Annotated in this window: 18 protein-coding genes; 12 read left to right on the plus strand and 6 right to left on the minus strand. The window is 69.5% G+C overall.

All coding sequences use genetic code 11. The features are described from left to right. The first annotated feature begins 2 nt into the window (after positions 1-2). From QR77_RS40630 to QR77_RS40640, 3 genes are all read left to right on the plus strand, one after another. Complete coding sequence (locus QR77_RS40630) at positions 3-869, plus strand: carbohydrate ABC transporter permease (RefSeq protein ID WP_040029542.1); 867 nt, start codon at positions 3-5, stop codon at positions 867-869. An 89-nt stretch (positions 870-958) separates the two neighbouring features. Beyond that, a complete protein-coding gene (locus QR77_RS40635; RefSeq protein WP_040026912.1) occupies positions 959-2,161 on the plus strand; it encodes an ROK family protein in 1,203 nt (400 codons plus the stop codon). 144 nt (positions 2,162-2,305) lie between these two features. Further along, positions 2,306-3,160 carry a Gfo/Idh/MocA family oxidoreductase gene (locus tag QR77_RS40640; RefSeq protein ID WP_040029543.1) on the plus strand — a complete coding sequence of 285 codons (855 nt, stop codon included), beginning with the start codon at positions 2,306-2,308 and terminating at the stop codon, positions 3,158-3,160. Between the two features lie 111 nt (positions 3,161-3,271). Here the strand turns inward: QR77_RS40640 and QR77_RS40645 are convergent, their stop codons facing one another. After that, positions 3,272-4,030: a DeoR/GlpR family DNA-binding transcription regulator gene (locus QR77_RS40645; RefSeq protein WP_040026913.1), complete on the minus strand. Its 759-nt coding sequence runs from the start codon at positions 4,028-4,030 to the stop codon at positions 3,272-3,274. 73 nt (positions 4,031-4,103) lie between these two features. Between QR77_RS40645 and QR77_RS40650 the strand changes: the two genes are divergently transcribed. Further along, positions 4,104-5,300 carry an MFS transporter gene (locus QR77_RS40650; RefSeq protein ID WP_052489841.1) on the plus strand — a complete coding sequence of 399 codons (1,197 nt, stop codon included), beginning with the start codon at positions 4,104-4,106 and terminating at the stop codon, positions 5,298-5,300. Between the two features lie 30 nt (positions 5,301-5,330). On the opposite strand, the gene QR77_RS40655 is transcribed toward QR77_RS40650, so the two are convergent. Continuing rightward, entirely contained in the window at positions 5,331-5,981 is a 651-nt protein-coding gene (locus QR77_RS40655) for a DNA-3-methyladenine glycosylase (RefSeq protein ID WP_040026914.1), read from the minus strand. 263 nt (positions 5,982-6,244) lie between these two features. Between QR77_RS40655 and QR77_RS40660 the strand changes: the two genes are divergently transcribed. From QR77_RS40660 to QR77_RS40680, 5 genes are all read left to right on the plus strand, one after another. Further along, positions 6,245-7,210, plus strand: a complete 966-nt coding sequence (locus QR77_RS40660) for a hypothetical protein (RefSeq protein WP_052489476.1) — start codon at positions 6,245-6,247, stop codon at positions 7,208-7,210. Positions 7,211-7,233: 23 nt separating this feature from the next. Further along, positions 7,234-7,986 (plus strand): SDR family oxidoreductase, encoded by a 753-nt coding sequence (locus tag QR77_RS40665; protein WP_040026916.1) that lies wholly within the window; start codon positions 7,234-7,236, stop codon positions 7,984-7,986. Positions 7,987-8,183: 197 nt separating this feature from the next. Continuing rightward, entirely contained in the window at positions 8,184-9,653 is a 1,470-nt protein-coding gene (locus QR77_RS40670) for a DHA2 family efflux MFS transporter permease subunit (RefSeq protein WP_063798140.1), read from the plus strand. Positions 9,654-9,772: 119 nt separating this feature from the next. Then, complete coding sequence (locus QR77_RS40675; protein WP_160311012.1) at positions 9,773-11,743, plus strand: AfsR/SARP family transcriptional regulator; 1,971 nt, start codon at positions 9,773-9,775, stop codon at positions 11,741-11,743. Positions 11,744-11,876: 133 nt separating this feature from the next. Beyond that, a complete protein-coding gene (locus QR77_RS40680) occupies positions 11,877-13,724 on the plus strand; it encodes a nuclear transport factor 2 family protein (protein ID WP_063798141.1) in 1,848 nt (615 codons plus the stop codon). 115 nt (positions 13,725-13,839) lie between these two features. Here QR77_RS40680 and QR77_RS40685 read toward each other — a convergent pair whose 3' ends face one another. The 3 genes from QR77_RS40685 to QR77_RS42980 all read right to left on the minus strand — a co-directional run bounded on the left by QR77_RS40685 (position 13,840) and on the right by QR77_RS42980 (position 16,420). Further along, positions 13,840-14,394 carry a hypothetical protein gene (locus QR77_RS40685; RefSeq protein WP_040026919.1) on the minus strand — a complete coding sequence of 185 codons (555 nt, stop codon included), beginning with the start codon at positions 14,392-14,394 and terminating at the stop codon, positions 13,840-13,842. Between the two features lie 211 nt (positions 14,395-14,605). Further along, the gene (locus QR77_RS40690) at positions 14,606-15,385 is read right to left on the minus strand and encodes an SDR family oxidoreductase (protein WP_040026920.1); all 780 of its coding nucleotides are present in this window, start codon (positions 15,383-15,385) and stop codon (positions 14,606-14,608) included. Positions 15,386-15,502: 117 nt separating this feature from the next. Beyond that, positions 15,503-16,420 carry a tautomerase family protein gene (locus QR77_RS42980; RefSeq protein ID WP_063798142.1) on the minus strand — a complete coding sequence of 306 codons (918 nt, stop codon included), beginning with the start codon at positions 16,418-16,420 and terminating at the stop codon, positions 15,503-15,505. A gap of 148 nt (positions 16,421-16,568) precedes the next feature. Between QR77_RS42980 and QR77_RS40700 the strand changes: the two genes are divergently transcribed. Beyond that, positions 16,569-17,123, plus strand: a complete 555-nt coding sequence (locus QR77_RS40700) for a TetR/AcrR family transcriptional regulator (protein ID WP_201778870.1) — start codon at positions 16,569-16,571, stop codon at positions 17,121-17,123. 413 nt (positions 17,124-17,536) lie between these two features. Next, positions 17,537-20,143, plus strand: coding sequence for a rifamycin-inactivating phosphotransferase (rph, locus tag QR77_RS40705; protein WP_040026923.1), 2,607 nt, complete (start codon positions 17,537-17,539; stop codon positions 20,141-20,143). 35 nt (positions 20,144-20,178) lie between these two features. On the opposite strand, the gene QR77_RS40710 is transcribed toward rph, so the two are convergent. Continuing rightward, on the minus strand, positions 20,179-21,804 hold the full coding sequence (locus QR77_RS40710) for an MFS transporter (RefSeq protein ID WP_078877711.1): 1,626 nt from the start codon (positions 21,802-21,804) through the stop codon (positions 20,179-20,181). Positions 21,805-22,139: 335 nt separating this feature from the next. Between QR77_RS40710 and QR77_RS40715 the strand changes: the two genes are divergently transcribed. Further along, positions 22,140-23,273 carry a LacI family DNA-binding transcriptional regulator gene (locus tag QR77_RS40715; protein WP_150130522.1) on the plus strand — a complete coding sequence of 378 codons (1,134 nt, stop codon included), beginning with the start codon at positions 22,140-22,142 and terminating at the stop codon, positions 23,271-23,273. Positions 23,274-23,280: the final 7 nt, after the last annotated feature.

Below are 23,280 nucleotides of genomic sequence, written 5' to 3' on the forward strand. Positions count from 1 at the left end.
CGATGTCCCGCACCCAGTTCGAGGAACGCCTCTTCGGCGGCCTGCGCAGACTGACCATCGTCGGTCTCGTCCTCATCACGGTCGTGCCGTTCTACTACATGGTGCTGTTGTCGGTGAAACCGATCGACGCGCTTCTGCTGAACCCCGGGTCGCTCTGGGTCTCGGCCAAGGATTTCACGCTCAGCACGTACCAGAACGTCCTGCGGCCGACGTCCGGGGGCGGTCAGGGATTCCTGCGGTTCCTGGGCAACTCGGCGCTGGTGTCACTGGGTACGGTGGCCCTCACTCTGCTGGCCGCGGTGCCGGGCGCGTACGCCATCAGCAGGCTGAAATTCTTCGGCAGCCGCCAGGTCGGCGCCATGTTCCTGGCCGTCTACCTTTTCCCCTCGACACTGCTCGCGGTACCGCTGTTCGTGATGTTCGCGAAACTCGGCCTCTCCGGGAGCCTGGTGGGCCTGGCGATCGTCTACATCGCGCAGACCGTACCGGTGTCCATCTATATGATGCGGAACTACTTCACCACGATCCCGATCAGCGTGGAGGAGGCGGCCGCGCTCGACGGAGCCACCCGGATGCAGACGGTACGCAAGATCGTACTGCCGCTCGCACTGCCGTCACTGATAGCAACTGGCCTCTACGTCTTCATGATCGCCTGGAATGAGTTCCTGTTCGCTCTGCTCTTCCTGGCGGCGAGCCCCAGCAAGTGGACCGTCTCCCTGGGGCTCCAGCAGTTGGACAATGGCGTGGAGATCCCGACCACCGTTCTGATGGCCGGATCAGTGGTGCTGACCATCCCCGTGGTCGTGCTGTTCTACGCTGCGGAGAGGTTGCTGACGGAGGGTCTCACCAGCGGGGCCGACAAGGGATAGATCCTCGGCCGCCGAGCGATACAGCGGGTGCGGGACCTCAGCGATGCGGTCCCGCCCCGACGGAACATGAATCAGGAGCACATACGACCATGCCGGCCAGTCAGGCGACCGCGGGACATCTGCTGCGGTTGATCCGCAGTGGGCAGGCCACCACCCGCGGCGAACTTCAGTCCGCCACCGGCCTGTCCCGATCGACCATCGGCAGCCGTCTCGACCAGCTCTTCGGAGCCGGCTGGCTGCGCGAGGCGACCACCGGGGCCTCCACCGGCGGACGCCCCTCGGTGCGCCTGGAATTCGACCCTTCACACGCCGTGGTGATCGCAGTCGACCTGGAGACCCGGCACAGTCGGGCCGCGGTACTCGGCCTGGACGGCCGGATCCTCGCCGAGCGCACCGAACCGCTGCTCATCGCGGACGGCCCCGACCTGGTGCTCGACGCCCTGGCGAGCTGGTTCCCGGGACTGCTGGAGAAGGCCGGGGTCGAACCGTCCCGGGTGTGCGGGATCGGGCTCTCCGTCCCGGGACCGGTCGACTGGCCGCACGGCCTGGTGGTGCAGCCGCCGATCATGCCTGGCTGGGACGAGTACCCCGTTCCGGCCCGGATGCAGGAGGCTTACGCCCGTCATGTGCCCGCCGCGAGCACTCAGGTGCCGGTGCTCGTCGACAACGACGCCAATCTGATGGCATACGCCGAACAGCGCCGCTTCTACCCGAGTTGCTCGGCGTTCGTCCTGGTCAAGGTGTCGACCGGGATCGGTGCCGGTGTGGTCGTCGAGGGCGTGCCTTACCGCGGCATCGACGGTGGCGCGGGCGACATCGGCCATATCCGGCTGCACGACAGGACCGACGCACTGTGCATGTGCGGCTCCTACGGCTGCCTGGCGGCGGTGGCGAGCGGCGGCGCGATCGCCGGCCAACTCGCGGCCGCCGGCATAGAGACCACATCCGGATCGGATGTACGACGGCATCTGGCGGCCGGTCAGCCGGACGCCGTACGGCTGGCCCGCGAGGCGGGACGCCGGGTCGGCGAGGTCCTGGTGACTGTGGTGACCCTGCTCAACCCGGGCGTGCTCGTCCTCGCGGGCGACCTGGCCGGCAATCCGTTCCTCACCGGGGTACGTGAGTTGCTCTACCAGCGCGCGATGCCCCGGACCACGGCCCACCTCAATGTGGTCACCTCCCGGCTCGGCGACGCGGCCGCGCTCAACGGCGCCGCGGCCATGGTGGTCGAGCATCTGTACTCGCCCGACACCGCCGACGACCGGCTGCTCGCCCTGAGCGGCGGCGTCTGACACCCGGCCCGCCCCGCACCGCTGCCCGAACCACGACGTCGGCCCCAGCCAGGGCCCCAACCGGAGACTGACGTGTCGTACACCCACCGTTCCGACTCACCTTCCGACTCACCGCTCCGTTCCGCCGACGCGGCTCCCGCCGCCCTGCGCGTCGGACTGGTCGGCGCCGGGCCATGGGCCCGGACGATGCATGCGCGCATGCTCGCCGCCGGTCCGGAAACAGCGCTGGCCGCCGTGTGGGCCCGCCGTCCGGAGGCGGCTCGGCAGGTCGCCGCGGAGTACGGGGGAGTGGTGGCCGGCTCGTTCGAGGAACTACTCGACCTCAGTGAGGCGGTGGCCTTCGCGGTGCCGCCCGCAGTCCAGGCCGAACTCGCGGTGCGCGCGGTGCGGGCCGGAAAACCGGTCCTGCTGGAGAAACCCCTGGGCCCGGACCTCGCCTCGGCCCGCCGGGTCGCCGACGCCGTCGCCGAACACGGTGTCGTCTCACAACTCGTACTGACCAAGCGCTACCACCCGGTCACCCGCGAGTTCCTGGTCCGAGCCAGGGGTGCGGAAGTCACCGGGGCACGCTCCTGCTACCTGCACGGCGCCTTCCTGGGCGGGGACTTCGCCACGCCCTGGCGTCTCGAACAGGGAGCGCTGCTGGATCTCGGCCCGCATCTGCTGGATCTGCTGGACACCGCCGTGGGACCGATCGCAACCGTCCGGAGCACCGGTGACCCTCGCCGCTGGATCGAACTGACCTGTGAACACACCAACGGCGCCGTCAGCCAGGCATCGCTGTCCGGCACGGTACGGCTCGCGGCTGCCAGAACCAGGATCGAGCTGTACGGACCGGATGAGGAACTCGTCTACGACACGGCGGAGCTGGACCACGAGGAGTGCTGGCCCGTCCTGCGCCACGAGTTCGCCGCCGCGGTCCGCTCCGGCATCCCCGGCCCACTCGACGCGGCACGCGGACTACGCCTGCAAGAACTGATGACGATGGCGGCGGCCTGAGCGTCCTCGGCCGATTCCACCGGGGAGACACCGCTCTCCGCCCTGTTCTGTGGGCGCCGGTGGCGTGCCACCAGGTCGAACATGTCGAACAGCGCCGCGTCCATGGCGGATTCACACCTTCCGTACGGTCACACCGGCCGCGGTCAGCGCTTCGGTCTCGGCGTCGGAGGCCGATTCCTCCGTCACCACGGTGTCCAGCGCGGACAGCGGGGCGACATGGGCCAAGGCGGTACGGGAGAGCTTGGCCGCTTCGGTGACCGCGATGACGCGCCGGGAGGAGGCGATCGCGGCCTGTTTGATGGCGGCGTCCCCCAAGTCGTAGGCGGTCAGGCCGTCCTGGCCGCTCAGGCCGCAGCAACTGATCACCGCGGTGTCGAAGCGCAGGGCGGAGAGGGACGCCAGTGCCAACGGGCCGGTCAGCGCCAACTCTCCTGGGCGCGGCTGTCCGCCGGGCAGCAGCAGGGTGAGCCGCGCACCGCCGGTCAGGGCGTTGGCGGCGTGCAGGGACAGTGGCATGACGGTGAGCCGGCGACCGGTGAGGGCGCGTGCCACCTCCAGGCAGGTCGTACCGCTGTCGATGACGACCGACTCGCCGTCGGCGAGCAGACCGGCGACCTCGGCGGCCAGCCGGCGCTTGGCCTCCAGGCCCTCCTGGGCCCGCAGTGCGAACGGGGGCTCCTCGCCGCGCAGCAGCAGGCTCCGGGCGCCACCGCGGAACCGCTCCAGGACGCCCTGTTCGGCCAGGGTCTCCAGATCGCGTCGGATGGTCATTTCCGAGCAGCCGGTCAGGGCCGCGAGTTCCGCCACGCTCAGCTCATCGGCCGCTCGTACGGCGTCGGTGATCTGCCTCAGTCTGTCGATGCTCGCCATAGCCTTTATCGAACATGAAGGATGTTCGAAACGCAACTTACGCACATAAATATTGTTTGTTATGGTCACTTTCATGCCTCGACCCCCGTCGGCCGCACGCCTGGCCACCTTCGCCTTTTTCGCCCTGAACGGCTTTGTCCTGGGCATGTGGATCGTCCACATCCCCGCCGTCGAACATCGCGCCGGTATCACCCACGCGACCCTGGGCTGGCTGCTCCTGCTCCTGGGTGCGGGCGCCTTCGTGGGCATGCAGGTGTGCGGGCCGCTGACCGACCGGCTCGGCGCGCGCCGCGTAGTCCCGGCCGGTGCCGCCCTGTGCAGCGCGGCCGTCGTCCTGCCCGCCCTCGCCATGAACGCCTGGTCGCTCGGAGGCGCCCTGTTCGTGCTCGGTCTGGGCAACGGCTGCCTGGACGTCGCCATGAACACGCACGCCGTGCAGGTCGAGCGGGCCTACGGGCGGCCGGTGATGTCGGCCTTCCACGCCGTCTTCTCCGTGGGCGGGGTGCTCGCCGCACTGGTCGGCGCCACCACGATCGGCTGGGGGTGGAACGTCACACCGGCGCTGGCGGGAGTGGCAGTGGTCGGGCTCCTGGTGACCGCACTCGCCACGGGTGCGCTCCTGCCGCGCGAGAGCGTCCCGGGTGCGGAACAGCCCTCCACGTCCGGCGCCGCGAAGCGCCGTACTCCCCGGCGCGTGTGGGCGCTTGCCGCACTCGCCCTGATGCTGATGCTCTGCGAGGGAGTGGCCAACGACTGGAGTGTGCTGCACCTCAAGGACGTACTCGACGCGCCCGCGGCGACCGCCGCGCTGGCGTACGGCGCCTTCGCCGCCGCGATGACCGTCGGACGCCTGGTCACCGACCGCGTCTCCGCACGCCGCGGCCCGGTTTTCGTCGTTCGCTACGGTGCCGGCCTTGCCGCACTCGGGCTGAGCGCCGCGGCCCTCGCCCCCTGGATCCCGCTGGCACTGGCCGGCTGGACCATGTTCGGCATCGGCCTGTCCGGCTGTGTACCGCAGTTCTTCAGCGCCGCGGGCCACATCGACCCGGAAGCCTCCGGCGTGAACGTCTCCCGCGTCGCGGGCCTGGGATACCTCGGCATGCTGGCAGGGCCCGCCATCATCGGACCGCTCACCCACCTGATGCCGCTGAACCTCACCTTCTTCTTGCCGGTCGCCCTGTGCGTGGTCGCGGTTGCCGCCACCGGAATACTCCGGCCCGCACCGGACGACACACGTCAACAACCGGCACAGCAGCCCGCGTCCGCGTGATTCCCCGCCGGGCTCAAGCCCTCAGGGCCCTCAGTCCGTACGACGCGCCGGGCCCTGTCCGGGGCCGGCGAGCGACCTCCACAGCAGCGCCGCCGCGTACGTCCGGTACGGCGACCACGGCAGCGCCCTCGTACGCGCCTCCTCCACCGTCGGCAGCGACTCCAGACCCCACGCACGCTCCACCGCCCGGCGGATGCCGACATCACCCGCCGGCAGGACGTCAGTGCGCTTCAGTTGGTGGACCAGGAACATCTGTGCCGACCAAAGCCCCACCCCCTTCACGGCGGTGAGCGCCGCCAGCGCCTCAGCGTCGTCCACGGACGACAAGCCGTCGAGATCGAGCAGTCCGTCGAGCTCGCGTGCGGCCAGGGCGTGGAGGTAGCTCGCCTTCGCGCGCGAGAGCCCCGCGGCCCGCAGGGCGTCCACGCTGACGGACTGCGCACTCGCCGCCGTCAGCTCGCCGCCGACTGCCGCTACGACCCGGCCGTAGATGGTGAAGGCCGCCGCCGTGGAGATCTGCTGGCCGACGATGTGCAGCGCCATCGCCTGAAAATTGCCCTTGGTCAGTTGGTGGGACTCCGACCAGGTGAAGGGATCGGGCCGCCCCACAGCCTCGATGAGCCGAGCCAGGACGGGATCTGCCTTCGCGAGGCTCCGGTAGGCGGTGTCGAGGTCGCTCATGTTCCCGTGCTTTCACTCGTTGTTCTCGTCGGCGGCCGCATGGTCCGCGTCGCGAGGCCGTCCAACGTCTCACGCCCGCCAGGACCCGGGGGAGGACCTGCCTGGCATCCGCCCAGCGGCCCCGCACGTCCCGCAGTTTACGCTTCTGCCCCTCATCACTCTTGATGCTTCCTCTCATCACGAAGCATCGTTGGACGTGATTGCTCTCTCGCGTGACAGTGGACATGCCGGCTTGATCAACCTGCCACGACGAGGAGGCGGGCATGTCTCTTTCGCTGACCGAAAAGCAGCCGATGCTCGGTCCCTACGATCTCGGCGCAGGCCTGAAACTACGCAACCGCGTGGTCATGGCCCGGATGACACGGGCCCGCGCGGACAACCCGTCCCTGACTTCGGCGACTTCGACGGAATCGCACAGCGCGAACCACCGGCAGCGCGCCGGCGCCGGTCTGATCGTGTCGGAAGGCACCTGGATCAGCACCGAGGCGGTCGGAGCGGTGAACGTGCCGGGCATGTACGGCCTGAAACAGGCTCGGGCCTGGCGCCCGGTGACCTCGGCCGTGCACGCCGAGGGCGGAGCCATCTTCGCCCAACTCGCGCACACGGGGGCTGCCTCGCATCCGGTCACGCGCGAGGCGTTGGGCACTGCGCGGATCGCGGGCGTCGTGGAGCAGTACCGCTCAGCGGCTTCCAACGCGCGGCTGGCGGGATTCGACGGGGTGGAGTTGGACGCGCAACGGGGCTGTCTGATCGCTCAGTTCCTGGACCCGGCCCCCAACCCGCGTACCGATGCCTACGGCGGCACCGCGGAGGGCCGCGCACGGTTGCTGTTCGCGGTGCTTGACGCGGTGGTCGGTGTCTGGGGGCCGCATCGGGTAGGCGTCAAGCTCGCCCCGCACCAGGTGCGGGGCGAGTCGAACGAGGCCTCGCCCGAGGCCTTGGCCGTCCACGAGCAGGTGGCCGTCCGTCTCAACGACTACCCGCTGGCGTATCTGCACGTGATGACGGCCCGGCGGCCCGACGCAAGGGTGACCGAAGCGCGGCGGCGTGAATCCCTCGGGCTGTTCCGCCCCTTGTACCGGGGGACGCTCATCGCGAACGCGAGCCTCGACCAGGAATCCGGCAACGCCGTCGTCAGTGAAGGCCTCGCCGACCTGGTGTCCTTCGCCGCGCTGTCCATCAGCAACCCCGACCTGCCGCAACGCTTCGAACAACTCATTTCCACGTAAGCAAGACACCACGGAGATCCACCATGAACGTATCGCTCGACGGCAAGATCGCCGTTGTCACCGGGGGCTCCTCCGGTATCGGCCGCGCGATCGCGGCCGAGTTCGCCGCGGAAGGCGCCCGCGTGTACATCACCGGTCGCAGGCAGGCGGAACTGGACGCCGCTGTCGCGGAGATCGGTGCGCGCGCGTCAGGTGTGCGCACCGACACGGCCGACCTGTCCGCGATCGACGAGCTCTATCGAACCGTCAGGGAACGCGAGGGCAGAGTGGACATCCTGGTCGCCAACGCGGGAGCCGGCACCGACGCCCCGCTGGGGACGATCACAGAAGCCCACTACGACGCCACGTTCGACACCAACGTCAAGGGCCTCGTCTTCACGGTGCAGCAGGCTCTCCCGCTGATGGACCACAACGCGTCGGTGATCCTTGTCGGATCCACCACCGCGGTGAAGGTCGACGGCCCAGGCATGAGCGTCTACGCCGCGAGCAAGGCCGCCGTACGGAGCCTGGCCCGCAGTTGGGCGGTCGACCTGCGTGGACGTGGCATACGTGTCAACGTCCTCACCCCGGGGCCCACGAAGACCCCGGGCCTCCTCGGCCTGGCCAAGGCGGGTCAGGAACAGGACTTCCTGGACTCCTTCGCTGCGAGGATCCCGCTGGGCCGGGTCGGTGACCCCGCGGAGATCGCCGCGGGCGCGGTGTTCCTGGCGTCGGACGCGTCGAGCTTCGTCAACGGAGCCGAGTTGTTCGTCGACGGCGGCCACGCACAGATCTGACCCCCACCGGACACACCCCTGGCCGGGAAGCCCGGCCGATTGGTGGCCTGCGTGCGGACCGTCCCCGGTGGGGGCCTCGTCGCGAGACGGCGGGCCCCCACTGTGATCGCCGAGCGGGACCTCGGGCAGCCTCTCCGGCTCCACGCGCCGCGCCGCCTGCCCCACACGAGAGGAACGCGGACCATGGAAGGATCGCGATGAACACCGTTGCGACTCCACTGCGCAAGAACCTGCTGCTGGCCCTGTGCTGTGTCAGCGTCCTGCTCGTCGGGATCGACATGACCGGTGTGAACGTGGCGCTGCCCGCGATAGGTGCCCGCTTCGACGCCGACACCACTGGTCTGTCCTGGGTCGTCGACGCCTATACCGTCACTCTGGCCGCCTTCCTGCTCTTCACCTCATCGTCGGCGGACCGGCTCGGGCGCCGGCGGACCTTCATCCTCGGACTCACGGTGTTCGTGGTCGGCTCCGGCCTGTGCGCCATGGCACCGACCCTGGGCTGGCTGATCGTTTTCCGCCTCCTACAGGCACTTGGCGCCTCGGCGCTGAACCCCGTCGCCATGGCGATCATCGGCACCGTCTACACCAAACCCGCCGAGCGGGCTCGCGCGCTGGGCGTCTGGGGCGGCGTGATCGGCCTCTCGCTGGCCCTGGGGCCGATAGTCGGCGGCGCGCTCGTGGACTCCCCGCTCGGCTGGCGCTGGATCTTCCTCATCAACGTGCCCATCGGAATCGCCGCCATCCTCCTGACGCTGCGCGTCATCCCCGAGTCCCGGTCCCCGTTCCCCCGACGCTTCGACCCGCTCGGCCAGATCTTCGTCACCGTGGGCCTCGCCGCACTCACCATCGGCATCATCGACGGCCCCACACTCGGCTGGCTCTCCGCACCGATCACTGCCGCGTTCGCCGTCACGGCCTGCTGCCTGATCGGAATCCTCCTCTACGAACCGCGCCGCACCGAGCCCCTCATCGAACTCGGCTTCTTCCGCAGCATTCCGTTCGCCGCCTCGAACCTGATGGCCGTGCTCTCCTTCGCGGCGCTCGGCTCCTTCCTGTTCCTCAACAGCCTGTACCTCCAGCAGGAGCGCGGATACTCCGCTTTCACCGCCGGACTCCTCGTCCTCCCGCTGGCGGCGGTCAGCGTCGTCTTCGGCCCGGTCAGCGGACGCATCCTCGCCGTACGCGGGCCCCGCACACCACTCGTCATCGCCGGAACCGGCATCGCCGCCACCGGCGTCATGCTCTCCGTCGTCGACACCACCACCCCCGACTGGTGGCTGCTGCTCGCCTACACCGTGATGGGAATCGGCAACGCGGCCGTCGGCGCCCCCATCTCGCAAACCGCCGTGGCCGGCATGCCACGAGCACGGATCGGCGTCGCCACCGGCATCAGCTCCACCAGTCGCCAAGTCGGAGCCACCCTCGGCGTCGCCATCGCCGGAGCCGTCCTCGCCGGCAGCGGCGGAGCCAGCACCCACGGCACCCGTACCGGATGGTGGCTCAACGCCGGCTACGGGGCCGGGGTCCTCTTCCTCGGCGTCCTCTCGACCACGGCATGGGCACGCCTGTCGGCGCACGCCGTGGCCGATACGGCGCCCACTCCACCGCCCACCCCACCGCCGGTGGACACCGCCGTCCCGGCACCTCCGCTCGACACGAGGCGCTAGACATGCCGGCGCCCGGCCCGCACCGGCCTCCACCGGCAGCCGACCGGCCCACCCGGCAGGACCGGGCTCCCGAGGACAGGTCGATCGAGCCGGCCAGGGGCGCGGATACCGACCTGGTGATGCGTTTCGAGCTACTCGGTCCCGTCCGGGCCTGGCGGGAGGACCAGGAGATCGGCCTGGGCACCCCCCAGCAGCGAGCACTGCTGGCGCTGCTCCTCCTGCATGAGGGGCGCCTGGTCGAGACAGACACGGCGCTCGAGGTGCTGTGGGGAGAGCGGGCGCCGCGCGGAGGCCGAGGGACCGTCCGCACCTACGTCTCCCGGCTGCGCCCGCTCCTGGGCGGCGCCGCGGTGATCGAGTCGACGAGCAACGGCTATGTCCTGACACTGCGTGAAGCAACTCTCGACGTGGCCGGATTCCTGCGGTTGACGGAGCAGGCCTACGAGGCGGGCCGCCAGGGCGATCCGGGTGGCGCGGCCCGCGGTCTGCGGCAGGCGCTCGGAGCGTGGCGTGGGCAGGCGCTGGCCGGGGTACGGGGGATTTTCTTCGAGCTGGAACGCGACCGGCTGGAGGAACTGCGACTGGCCGCGCTGGAAGAGCTGTTCGCCGCCGAACTCGAAGGCGGCGCGCGGCCCGGCCTGACGGCCGAGCTCCGGGCCGCGGTCGCCGCACATCCGCTGCGCGAGCGCCTGCACGAGCATCTGATGCTGTCGCTGTACCGTTCCGGCCGCCGCGCCGAGGCGCTGGCCGCGTACGGCGGGGCCCGGCGGATCCTGCGTGAGGAGCTGGGCGTCGATCCCGGCTCCGAGCTGGACCGTCTGCACGCCCGTATTCTGCGGACCGATCCGGTGCTGGACGTACGGCGGGCCGCCCTCCGCTCCCCACCCCCTCCGGTCCCGGCTCAACTGCCCGCGGACCTCGCCGCGTTCACCGGCCGCGCCGCGGAGATCGCGGAGCTGACGGCGGTGCTCGACGACGCCTCCCGGACGCCGGTCGCCGGCATCACCGGCCTGGGCGGGACGGGCAAGACGACGCTCGCGCTCCGTGTCGCTCACCTCGTGCGCGACCGGTTCCCCGACGGTCAGCTCTTCGCCGACCTCGGGGGAGAGGACACGCCTGCCGAACCTGCCGAGGTACTTGGCCGGTTCCTGCGCGCCGTCGGCGTCGAGCGGCCCCCGGCAACCCTCGACGAACGAGCCGCGCTGTGGCGCACGGTCGTGTCGGGCCGCAGGCTGCTGATCGTCCTGGACAGCGCGTACGCGGCCGGGCAGGTCCGTCCGCTCCTGCCGGCCGCGCCCGGCTGCGCTGTCGTGGTGACCAGCCGGCGCCGGATCATCGACCTGCCGGGCGTCCACTGGCACCGGCTCGGGGTACTGCGGGCTCAGGACGCGTTGGAGTTGCTGGCCGCGGTCGCCGGCCCACGGCGGGTGTTCGCCGAGCGGGAGGCTTCCGAGCGGCTGGTCGCCGCCTGCTCCCACCAGCCGCTGGCCGTCCACGTGGCGGCGGCCCGGCTGGCCGCCCGGCCGTCGTGGACGATCGACGAGATACTCGCGCAGTTGGAGGACGACCTGCGGCAGCCGGTGGTCATGCACGAGGACTGCGAGATCGTCGACCAGCCCTTCCGGGACGCCCAGGCGCGCATGGACGCCCGCCACCGGGCCGCCTTCCACCTCGCGGCCGTCCCCGACTGCCACCGCCTCTCCGCAGGCGCAGCCGCTGCCGTACTCGACCTGCCGGTCGACCGGGCGAAGGCGGTCATGGAGACTCTGGTCGACCTGCATCTGGTGGAGACGGGTCCTGGCGGCTACCACTACCTCGGCCTCGTCAAGGCGTTCGCCCGGCGGCAGGCCCTGGACGGCCTGGGCCGCGAGCAGTGCCGTCGGGCGCTGCGGCGCCTGCTGCGCCACTATCTGGAGGACGGGGCCGCCGACCCCGCGGACGTACGGGCGGTACGGGATCAGGCCGCCGGCGTCCCGGACCCGGCGCCGGCGCTCGTACCGGAGCGGATGGACCGTCACCAGCCCGCGCTCCGGCGCGGTGGGCCGCAACAGCGGGGCCTCGGCGCACGGGGCGAAACCCGGGGCCGGTGACGGCCGGCGCGCCGACGGGGGCCATCGGTGGCTGGATCTCCGGGAATCTCCCGTTGCTTTGACACTCCATCGGCGGTTCGTCGACACCACGTCGACAGCTCTCCTGTCGGATGGCCCCATGTTGAGTTCACCGATGCGCGCCACTCTGACCGCCCAGGTCACCGGCCCCGTCCTGGGGCCGGACGACGACGGGTTCGCCGAGGAGTGCGCGCCGTACAACCTTGCCGTGGCACACCGTCCCGCCGTAGTGGTGGGTGCGGTGGACAGCGCCGACGTCCAGGCCGCTGTCCGCTTCGCGGCGGCACACGGCCTGCCCGCCGCCGTCATGGCCACCGGGCACCAAGCGATCGTTCCGGCCGACGAGTCCGTCCTCATCACCACCCGCCGGATGGCGGGGGTCAGTGTCGACCCGGAGGCCCGTACCGCCCGGGTGGCGGCGGGGGCCACCTGGCAGCAGGTGGTCGACGCGGCCACTCCCCACGGGCTCGCCCCGCTCAACGGCTCCTCCCCGCTGGTGGGCGTCGTCGGCTACACGCTCGGCGGCGGCCTGAGCCCGACCATGGGCCGCGCCCACGGGTGGGCCAGCGACCACGTCACATCGATCGACGTCGTGACGGCGGACGGCCTGCCGCGCCGCGTGGACGCCACCGCGGAACCCGAACTGTTCTGGGCACTGCGGGGCGGCAAGAGCAACTTCGGCATCGTCACGGCCATGGAGTTCGCGCTGTTCCCCGTCACCCACCTGTGGGCCGGCGGCCTGTTCTTCTCCGGGGACGACGCGGCGGCCGTCCTGCACGCCTACGCCGCTTTCACCGCCGCGGCCCCCAACGCCCTGAGCTCCTCCATCGCCCTGCTGCGACTGCCGCCACTGCCGGGGGTGCCCGAGCTGCTCGCCGGCCGCTTCACCGTGCACATCCGGATCTCCTACCTGGGAGCGGAAAAGGAGGGGGAGCATCTGGTCGCCCCGCTGCGCGCGGCCGCCCCGGTCCTCCTGGACACCCTCGGCCCGATGCCGTACGAGGACTTCGCCGGAATCCACTCCGACCCGGTCGACCCCGCGCCGTTCTCCGAGTACACCGCGATGCTGTCGGCGCTGACACCCGACACCGTCGAGGCGATCCTGACGGCAGCGGGGCCGGCAGCGGACTGCCCGGTGCAGTTCGTCGAACTTCGCCACCTCGGCGGCGCGCTCGCCCGGCCGGCGGACAACGCCGTCGGCAACCGGGACGCCCGGTTCGCCCTGTGGGTCGTGGCCATCGGGATGCCCGACGACCTCGGCGCGCAGGACGCCTACGCCGACGCGTTGCTGGCCCGGATGCGCCCCTGGTCCACCGGCGGGCGCTACCTCAACTTCCTCGCCGCCCACAACACCGCGATACCGGATGTGCGCGCCGCCTACGACGAGGCTGCCTACCGCCGCCTGCGGGACATCAAGCGGCGCTTCGACCCCCACAACCTGTTCCGCCTCAACCACAACATCCCCCCTGCGGAGGACCCCATGACCGACGAAACGCTCCAGCTCATCGTCGACCGCGCCGCCATCGCGGACACAGTGCACCGTTACGCGGCCGGCCTGGACCACGGCGACGCCGAACTGCTCACCTCGTCGCTGACCGAGGACGCCACGGTCGACCTGACGCCCGCCACGACCAAGATCGGCCTGGACTTTCCCGTACTGGCCCCGCGGGAGACCGTCGTGGGAGTGCTGATCCCCGCGGTGGGTCCCCTGGACACCAGCCATGTGATCAGCAACATCCGTACGACGGTGGACGGTGACACCGCGAACGTGCGGTGTTACGCGATGGCCCAGCACTTCCCGCCCGGGGAGGGCCCCAGGCCGGAACGCACCAGGCAGGCGCTGATGATGAACCGCTACGACGCCGACCTGGTACGCGACGACAAAATCTGGCGCATCAGGCGCCTCACCATCGACAGCGCGTGGTTCTCCGGCGACCCGACCGTCCTGATGCCGAGCGACTGATTCCGCCGGGGCGGGGCGTACGCCGACGCGAGCTGTCCGGCGCCGGCCCGGCAGCCGGCGACGGGAGGGCCCGTTCCCGCAGGGGAGAGGGGCCCTCCCGTCAAGTTCAGTGGGGTTACTTGCCTCGGGATGCCAGCGCCCTGCGCGCGATGCTCGCGGCGTAGTTCGGCGTCTCCCGGTGGTTGTGACCGTCCGAGGCCTCCTGGCGCGCCGTCGCCGCCTGCTCGAACGTGATGCCGTTCGTTTCGTAGAAGGCCATCCCGTCCGTGGTCGGATGGGCAAGGATGCTGTTGCTCAACCGGCAGGTGCCGTCACCGTTGTCCGTGACACGTTGTTCCCAGATTCCTTGCGACGTGGTCCAGCCGTTCGGTGTCAGCGCGTCCGACAGTGACACCAGACGGAGATGGTGCTTCTCGAAGATCTCGTGCACGGCGTGCTGGATGGTAAGGGTGGTGCCGATCATCTCGACATTCAGTGTTTCCCGGCGGCCGTCGTCGGTGATTCCGTGCGCACACGCCTTGTGCTCGCCCGGGGCGCAGCGTTGGTATTCCTCGTCGGACAGGTTTCCCAACCAGTCCGCGAGGTCAACCTGGTCGAAAGGCGCACTGATCGTGGCATTGACCGTCGAGTCCGAAAGGACGAGATCAGTCAGAACATTGTTCTCGCTCATGTGGCTTTTTCTTCCTCATTGCCGGGCGCCCCGCCATTACCTCTGGCGATGGTGTCAGGCACTTTCCGGATGAGGAAGCTCCCACGCCCACCCGAGCCGCTCCAAGGCCCACTCCACGAAGGGGCAGGGCCCGGGATACCCGCGCGTATCCGTACGGGCCTGCTGGGCCGTACGGACATCCGCTGCGGGGTCAGGGGGCCGGGAGGGGCGGTTACCAGTCGAGCGTGAGCGGCACGAAGGGAGCGTCCTCAGGTGCCGCCTTCCGGTTCTCCAGGGCGGTCCTGGCTGGCGCGCCCACCGGAAGGCGCAGCGGAGGATCGGACTGTTCGAGCGTGTCGGCGAGCGCGGTGGCCACTTCTTCGGGGGTGATGGGCTCGAAGATCGAGGTGCCGCGCAGCGGGGCGAATTGTTTGAACAGGGGGGTGTAGGGGTCGTTGTCCGTGAAATAGGACTTGGCGCGCTCGGCTCCGCCGGACGAGACGGTGCTCGGCTGGAGGATGGTCACCTTGATGCCGAAGTGGCCTGCCTCGACGGCCAGCGTCTCGGCGAACGCCTCCATGGCCCACTTGCTGGCGGCGTAGGGGCCGATGATCGGCACGACGAGCCGGCCTTGGATGCTGGAGACGAAAATCAGCCGCCCCGCGCCTCGTTCGCGCATGGCGGGCAGCACTCCCTGCGCCACCCGCAGCGGGCCGAAGGTGTTGAGCTGGAAGAGGCCTTCGACCTCGGAGATGGGCACGTTCTCCAGGGACGCGCGGATCGTCGCGCCGGCGTTGCTGACGAGGACGTCGATCTCTCCGGCGGCGAGCAGGGCCTCGTCGACACTCTTCTGATCGGTGACGTCGAGGCGCAGACGCTGGTCGACGGGGAGGTCTTCGAGGTCCTCGGGCCGACGGGCGGTGGCGACGACCCTGTGGCCGCGGGCGGCGAGTTCGATCGCGATGGCGCGGCCGATGCCCCGGGAGGCGCCAGTGATGAGTACGGAGGTCATGTCGTTCTCCTGCTCCTGTTTCGGGTGGCGCGGCGGAAGCGGCGGCGCATCAATGGCTGACCGCCCGGCTTCCGTGGAGTGCGGGGTGATGAGGTGTCGCTGTTGGGCACGAATCGCTCAGCCGAGGGTTTTTATCCCGGCGGCGGTGTCGGCGTAGATCTGTGCCGACACGAAGTTACCGCCAGTGATGTCGAATACCCATGCATTCTCGGCCTCCATCGACTGCCCTGTTGTCCTGCCTTTGGCGGTAATGGTGATTTCGGCGATCAGGTGGTCGTCCGCCTCGATGACATGCCTGAGGTCGGTGGCGAAGGATTCGTAATATTCGCTCCCTTGTTCGGTCACCCGCTTGAAGTAGTCGTCGAATTCCCGGGCTCCCCTGAATTCCCCGCCGTACGGCATCGAGGTCGGCATCTTCAGTACGAAGTCGTCGCGCAGCATCGACACGATCCGGCCGCGGTCGTTGCCCCGGAAAAGCCGGGTGATCGCCTCCACCATTTCCGCCCTGGTGTAGGCATCCCGGGTGCCCGGCACGACGGCCGAGCGGTCAAGCGCTTCCCGCGCAGTCGTCTCCGTGGCCGGTACTCCGTCGGCGAAGGAGAAGTTGACCGGCGGAGTCACGTGCATCTTGACGAACACGTCCGCGGGCCTTACCCCGGGGTTCTCCGACAGATTGCGGGTCAGAACGCTGTAGAAGGCTCGCTTTGCCTCCTCGCCTCGGTCCAGGCCGTCGGTGATGGTGAACACGATGAAGTCGTCGGACCGGGGCCCGCCACGGAAATGACGGTTGAAGACCAGCTCTCCGGGCGCGTGCTGGTTGATGATCTGGAAGCGGTCCTCGGCGAACATTCCCAGCCCCTCGACCAGTGCCTCGTGCACGGCGTCGGAGACGGTTTCCAGGTACTCGGGGGCCTTTCCGCGAAGCAGGTCGATGTTGACGAATGGCATGACGGTCCTTTCCAGCGCCGGATCGGCGTGACGCCGTCGCGTGCTGCTCGCGCCCACGCGGCGGAGACAGGGGCCGGTCTCGCCCATGGAGTGGGCTCGTTCCGGTCGTGCTGACCCGGGGCTGTGTCGGCGCTCGGTGTCTTGTGACATCAATACTATGCCGACCGTCATACATAGAAAGTCAAGGACCGGATAGACTGGAGGCATGGGAAGAAGTTCAGACAGCAGGCAGCGCATGGTCGCGGCCGCGCGGCAGCTCATCCGGGAGCGGGGCTACCACGGCACGGCGCTGTCCGACGTGATCGAACGGAGTGCGGCGCCCCGCGGGTCGGTCTACTACCACTTCCCCGAGGGCAAGGTGCAGATGGCGGCCGAGGCGGCCGACAGCCACGCCCGGGAACAGGTAGAGGTGATCAATCGGGCGGCAGGCTCCTCGTCATCGGCCGAGGACCTGGTCCGCACGTATTTCGACCTGGCCCGCGAGGGCATGGTGAACAGCGGCTATCAGCGCGGCTGCGCCATCGCTCCCTTGGTGATCGACGCCGGCGAGGAGTCCGGCGAACTCGAAGCGGCAGGCCACCGCTCGTTCTCGACCATGGTCGACGGCATGGCCTTCCAGCTCATCGTGCTCGGGGTGAAGAACGCCGCGGCGCGAGAGCTCGCTCACGCCGTGGTGGCGGCGGTCGAGGGCGCGCTCATAACTTCGCGCGCCCTGCGCAGTCCTGAACCCTTCGACGCGGTGCGGGCGGTGCTGGCCGACCGCGCGCGAAACGTGTCCGCGATCAACTGACGTCGGACGGGCCCAGACCGGCCCGCAACCCTTCCACGCGTATGCGGACTGTATATGCCCAACGACATAGAAAGATTGTGTCCTGGGTCATCGCTTGCGCTACCTGGGGGATGCCTGGCCGTGGCTGTCCCGCTGGGAGAGCCTGGCGAGGCGGACAAAAGCAAAGGCAAGGAGATCTCTCTCCTTGCCACTACTAACGTATAGCGCACTGGGGGGCTTGCGGCAAGGCCCGGGTGGTGGCGCAGAATCGGCGGCCGAGGCCACAACCTGCGGAAATGAGGGCGCGACGTGCGTGTGTTGTCGACGTGTGGGGGACGCGGTGACGTCGAACCAGGGGTGGGGCGGGCGGTGAGGCCGGCAGTGCGGTCGGCCGGTGCGGTACAGCGGGACACGACTGCCCCGGAGGCATCACGATGATCGAGCAGTACGTGTGGGATCTTCACGAGGTTGACGAGACACAGGTCGCGGTCGTCGGCGGCAAGGGCGCGCACCTGGGCGGGCTTTCGAGGATCGACGGCATCCGCGTGCCGCCCGGCTTCTGCGTGACGACGGACGCCTTCCGGCGGATCATCGCGGAAGCGCCGTCGATCGGCGATCGGCTCGATCAACTGTCGTGCCTGGACCCGGACGACCGGGAGGCGATCCGCACACTCAGTGCGGAGATCCGCCGGACCGTTGAAGAGATCCCCATCCCGGCCGATCTCGCGGCGGCGATCACCCGCGCACTCGCCCAGCTCGGCGAGCGGGCCGCCTACGCCGTCCGATCCAGCGCGACGGCGGAGGACCTGCCGACGGCCTCCTTCGCCGGCCAGCAGGACACGTACCTGAACGTCCTGGGCCCGGCGGCGATCCTTGAGCACGTCAGCCGGTGCTGGGCCTCGCTCTTCACGGAGCGGGCCGTGACCTACCGTCAGCGGAACGGCATCGACCACCGTACGGTCCACATGGCCGTCGTCGTGCAGCAGATGGTCTTCCCGCACGCGGCCGGCATCCTGTTCACGGCCGACCCCGTCACGGGCGACCGCAAGGTCGCCACCGTGGACGCCGGCTTCGGCCTCGGCGAGGCCCTGGTCTCCGGCCTGGTGAACCCGGACGTCTTCAAGGTGCGACACGGCGAAGTCGTCGCCAGGGCGGTCGCCGTCAAAGAGCGTGCCATTCACGCCCTGCCGGCCGGCGGTACGCGGGAAGTGGCGATCGACTCGCAGTCGCGGGAGCAGCCGGCGCTGACGGATGCGCAGGTGGTGCGGCTCGTAGAGCTCGGGCGCCGGATCGAAGCGCACTTCGGCAGCCCGCAGGACATCGAATGGTGCCTGGTCGATGACGGCTTCCAGATCGTCCAGAGCCGGCCGATCACGACGCTGTTCCCCATCCCCGAGGCCGGCGATCAGGAGAATCACGTCTACGTCTCCGTGGGGCATGGGCAGATGATGACCGACCCCATGAAGCCCCTGGGGCTCTCCATGTGGCGACTGACGGCCATGGTGCCGATGCACGAGGCCGGCGGGAGGCTGTTCGTCGACGTCACCCGGCGCCTGGCCTCGCCCGCGAGCCGCGCCGCCCTCCTGGAGGTCATGGGGCGCGGTGATCCGCTGGTCAGGGATGCGTTGGAGACCGTCCTCGACCACGACGACTTCGTTCCGTCGCTCCCGGACGCGGGTCCCGGGGGGCCGCCGGCCAGAGGTGCGTCCGCCCCGATCGAGACCGATCCGGCCATCGTCACCGGGCTGATCGAGCGCAGCCAGAGGTCAATCGCCGCTCTGGAGCGCGACATCCGGACGAAGACCGGACCGGCGCTGTTCGACTTCCTGCTGGAGGCCTTCGAGGAGCACAAGCGAGTCCTCGGCGATCCGCTGAACCTCCAGGTGATCATGGCGGGGATGGAGGCCACCTGGTGGCTCAACGACACGCTGCGGGAGTGGCTGGGCGAGAAGAACGCGGCTGACACGCTCACACTGTCCGCCCCCGACAACGTCACCTCGGAGATGGGACTTGCGCTGCTCGACGTCGCTGACGTGATCCGCCCGCGACCGGAGGTGGTGGCGTTCCTGCGGGGCGTCGAGCACGTCGAGGACGATGCCTTCCTGGACGAGCTGGCGAAGGTCGAGGGCGGGAGCGAAGCGCGCGACGCGATAGAGGCGTACCTCGACCGGTACGGCATGCGCTGCGTCGGCGAGATCGACATCACGCGGCCCCGCTGGCGCGAGCGGCCCACCACGCTGGTGCCCGTGATCCTCGACAACGTCAGGAACTTCGAGCCGGGCGCCGCCGAGCGGCGCTTCGAGCAGGGGCGGCAGAAGGCGCTGAAGAAGGAACAGGACCTGCTGTCACGCTTGCGGGCCCTGCCGGACGGGGACCGGAAGGCCGACGAGGCCAAGCGGATGATCGACCGGGTCAGAACCTTCATCGGGTACCGGGAGTACCCGAAGTACGGCATCGTCAGCCGCTACTTCGTCTACAAGCAGGCCCTGTTGGAGGAGGCCGAACGCCTCGTGCAGGCCGGCGTGCTTCCGAGGAAGGAGGACATCTTCTACCTCACGTTCCAGGAACTCCAGAACGTCGTGCGGTCGAACCAGGCGGATGGCCGGCTCATCGAGCGGCGCGAGGACGCGTTCCGGTCGTACCACGCGCTCACACCGCCCAGGGTGCTCACATCGGACGGTGAGGCCGTCACCGGGGCGTACCGGCGCGACGACGTGCCGGCCGGCGCCCTGATCGGCGTACCGGTCTCCGCCGGGACCGTGGAGGGACGGGCCCGCGTCATCCTTGACATGGCGGACGCCGATCTCGAGAAGGGCGACATCCTGGTCACGACCTTCACGGACCCCAGTTGGTCGCCGTTGTTCGTCGGAATCGCGGGCCTGGTGACGGAGGTGGGCGGCCTGATGACCCATGGCGCGGTGATCGCCAGGGAGTACGGCCTGCCGGCCGTCGTGGGCGTGGAGCGGGCCACCCGGCTGATCCGCGACGGGCAGTGGATCCGCGTGCACGGGACCGACGGGTACGTCGAGATCCTGCCCTGAGCGACCTCACCCGGTGTGCGCACCCTTGTGCGGTGTCATGAGGGTTGCTGGGCGAAGTCCTTGGTGCGGATCGTCGCGAACGAGACCACGCCGGCGGCGAGGGCGATGATCGCGCCGATGAGGAGGATTTCGTTGAGGCCCGAGGTGAAGGCCGCGGCGGTGAGGTGCCTGAGAGGGGCGCGGACCTCGGCCGGGAGGGAGTTGAGGGTCTGGGTGACCGTACCGGACTGAACAGCGGTGGAGATCTGCGTGCCGTGCCCGCTCAGGCCGGGGATGGCGCCGATGTGGTCGGTGACGTAGGACTTGACCTTGCTGGAGAACAGGGTGCCGAGGAGCGCGATGCCGGTGGCGATGCCGATCTGACGGAATGTCGAGTTGATGCCTGAGGCCATGCCGGCGTGCGCGGGCTGAACGACACCGACGGCGGTCGATGCCAGGGGTGGATTGACCAGGCCGAGACCGGCGCCGGACATGATCAGGCCCGGGATCAGATGGGTCCACTCACTTGAGGCGTTCAGGCCGCGCATCCACAGCAGCCCGCCGCCGATCAGGAGCAGACCGGGTCCGATCAGAAACCGCACCGGCATCCTTGACGAGAGCCGTCCCGACACCGCGGACATCACCAGGATGCCGCCGGAGATCAGCAGCAGCCGCACGCCCGCGCCCAGGGCGCTGAACCCCAGTACGTCCTGGAGATAGAGCACCAGGTAGAGGAGCATCGACAGGAGTGAGGCGCTGAGAGCGAAGGCCGCCACCAGCCCGCCGGTGAAGGTCGGCTTGCGGAAGAGCGAGAGGTCGAACATCGGCTGCGCGGTTCGCAGCTCGAACAGGACGAAAGCGGGCATCAGCGCGACCGCCCCGGCCAGGCACCCGATGACGACGGGGTCGGAGAAGGAGTCGTGGCTGGACTGGATGAGCGCGTACACCAGGCTCGACAGGGCGGCGGTGAAGAGGACGAAGCCCGTCCAGTCGGGGTGGCGGGCCCCCGGGGCCCGGGAGTCGGCGACCTTGAGCAGGGTGATCGCGACGGCGATCACCCCGATGGGCAGGTTGACGTAGAAGATCCACTCCCAGGACAGGCCTGTGGTGAGCACACCGCCGAGCAGCGGTCCGACGGCCACCGCCAATCCGGTGATCGTGCCCCAGACGCCGAAGGCGATACCGCGGTCCTTGCCGCGGAACGCGTCCGCGAGCAGCGCGAGCGAGACCGAGAACATGATGGAGCCGCCGATTCCCTGGAGGCCCCGGGACAGTTGCAGCATCAGCGAACTGTGGGAGAGGCCGCAGAGCAGCGAGGCGAGACTGAAGATCGTCAGCCCGATCACATAGAGCTTCTTGCGGCCGTACATGTCGGCGAGACTGCCCGCGGTGAGCAGCAGGGCGGCCAGTGTGAGGGAGTAGGCGTCGACGACCCACTGCAGGTCGGAGAAGCTGGCGTGCAGTGACCGCTGGATGTCGGGCAGTGCCACGTTCACGATGGTGATGTCCAGCAGCAGCATGAACGTACCCAGGCATACGGCTGTCAGCGTCCACCACTTGTTCGGCGTGGGCGGAGTGCGCTCGGCGCGGGGGCGGCCGTGTCGGCCGGCCCCGGAATCGCCGGCCGTGTGACCTGTGTGGGAGCCGCCAGGTTCGGGTGCGTCGGGTTCGGTATCAGGCATGGTCACTCCTCTTCCTCGGCCTGACGGGCCTCCCCGTCCTGGTGACTATCTCCTCCTCGCGATGCCGACCGTCCCATCACCGCGCGGGCCAGCCGGGCGAAATCTGCCCCGCCGGCCCGGCAGGTCGGGAAGCTGTGGCGTCACATCCCATGATTTTTGATGATGGAAGTCATCGGGATGAGTGATGGGGGTGGTGTGTTGTGGTGTCCATCTGGGCCTGAGCGCCGCGTTGTTGGGGCGAGGGCAGGTCGGAGCGGGGCGGTGTGACGCGCGGTGACCTGTCGCTTCGACCGGTTCACGGAGCCTGGGGGAGTGGATTCAGCCACGCACAATGCTTGACTCCGGCCGTAGGCATGGTTGAAGCTGCAGACCAGAACGCAAACCGGTTTGCAACCAAGGAGTGCACGTTGGCCGGGTCGAAGAAGCCTCAGAAAGACGCCAATGAGCAAACCGGGTTGCCTCCGGTGAGACCACACAGCGCTGCCACGATCTCCGACGTCGCGGAGCGTGCCGGCGTCAGCAAGACCACCGTCTCGCACGTGTTGTCCGGACGTCGCCCGGTGTCCGAGGCCACTCGCCAGAAGGTGAATCGCGTCATCGAGGAGCTGGGCTTCCAGCAGAACTTCTTCGCCACGGGCCTGACCGGACGGCGGACGCACACCGTCGCACTGGTCGTCCAGGACCTGACCAACCCCTTCTACCCGGCTCTCGCCCGTGGCCTGCAACAGGCTGTCGCCAAGCGCGGCTACGTCGTCCTGCTCGCGGACGTCGGCGCGGACACCTCACTGGTCGACGCGTTTCTCGGGGAGACGGTGCAACGCCGTGTGGACGGCGTCGTGGTGGCAGCCGTCGATGTGTCGGAGCGCCAACTCGAGCCACTGCGCCTGGCCGGCATCAGTGTGGTCATGGTGGGAACGCCCCGCCACGGCACGTCCACCGATGTCGTGTCGTCGGACGACGAGCAGATCGCCGCGGACGCCGTCGCCTTCCTCTACGGCAAGGGGCATCGGCGCTTCGGGATCATTTCCGGGCCGCCCTTGGCGGCCCCGGGCGCGCCCCGGCTGGGCGGCTATCGCGACGCGCTGAGGGCCCATGGCCTGAGACCGCTTCGGGCCGCCGAGGGGACGGGCGACTGGACTCGTGAAGCCGGCGCCAAGGCCATGGCCGAACTCATGGATCTGCCGCGCCGGCCGACCGCTGTGATGTGCGCGAACGACCTCATGGCCATCGGTGCCCTCGACAGCGCCCGGGCTCTGGGACTCGCCGTTCCCGGGGACGTGGCCGTCATGGGTATCGACGACATCGACGCGGCGAGTCTGGTCAGCCCCGCTCTCACCACCGTCCGGGTGCCGGCCCAGGAGATCGGACGGGTGGCGGGGGAACAACTGCTGGCCCGGGTCGACAACCCGTCCCACCCCGTCCGCAAGATCCTGGTCCAGCACAGCCTCGTGGCGCGCCAGTCGGCCTGAAGCCCGA

The organism is Streptomyces sp. 150FB (assembly GCF_000818195.1).
Taxonomy (GTDB): domain Bacteria; phylum Actinomycetota; class Actinomycetes; order Streptomycetales; family Streptomycetaceae; genus Streptomyces.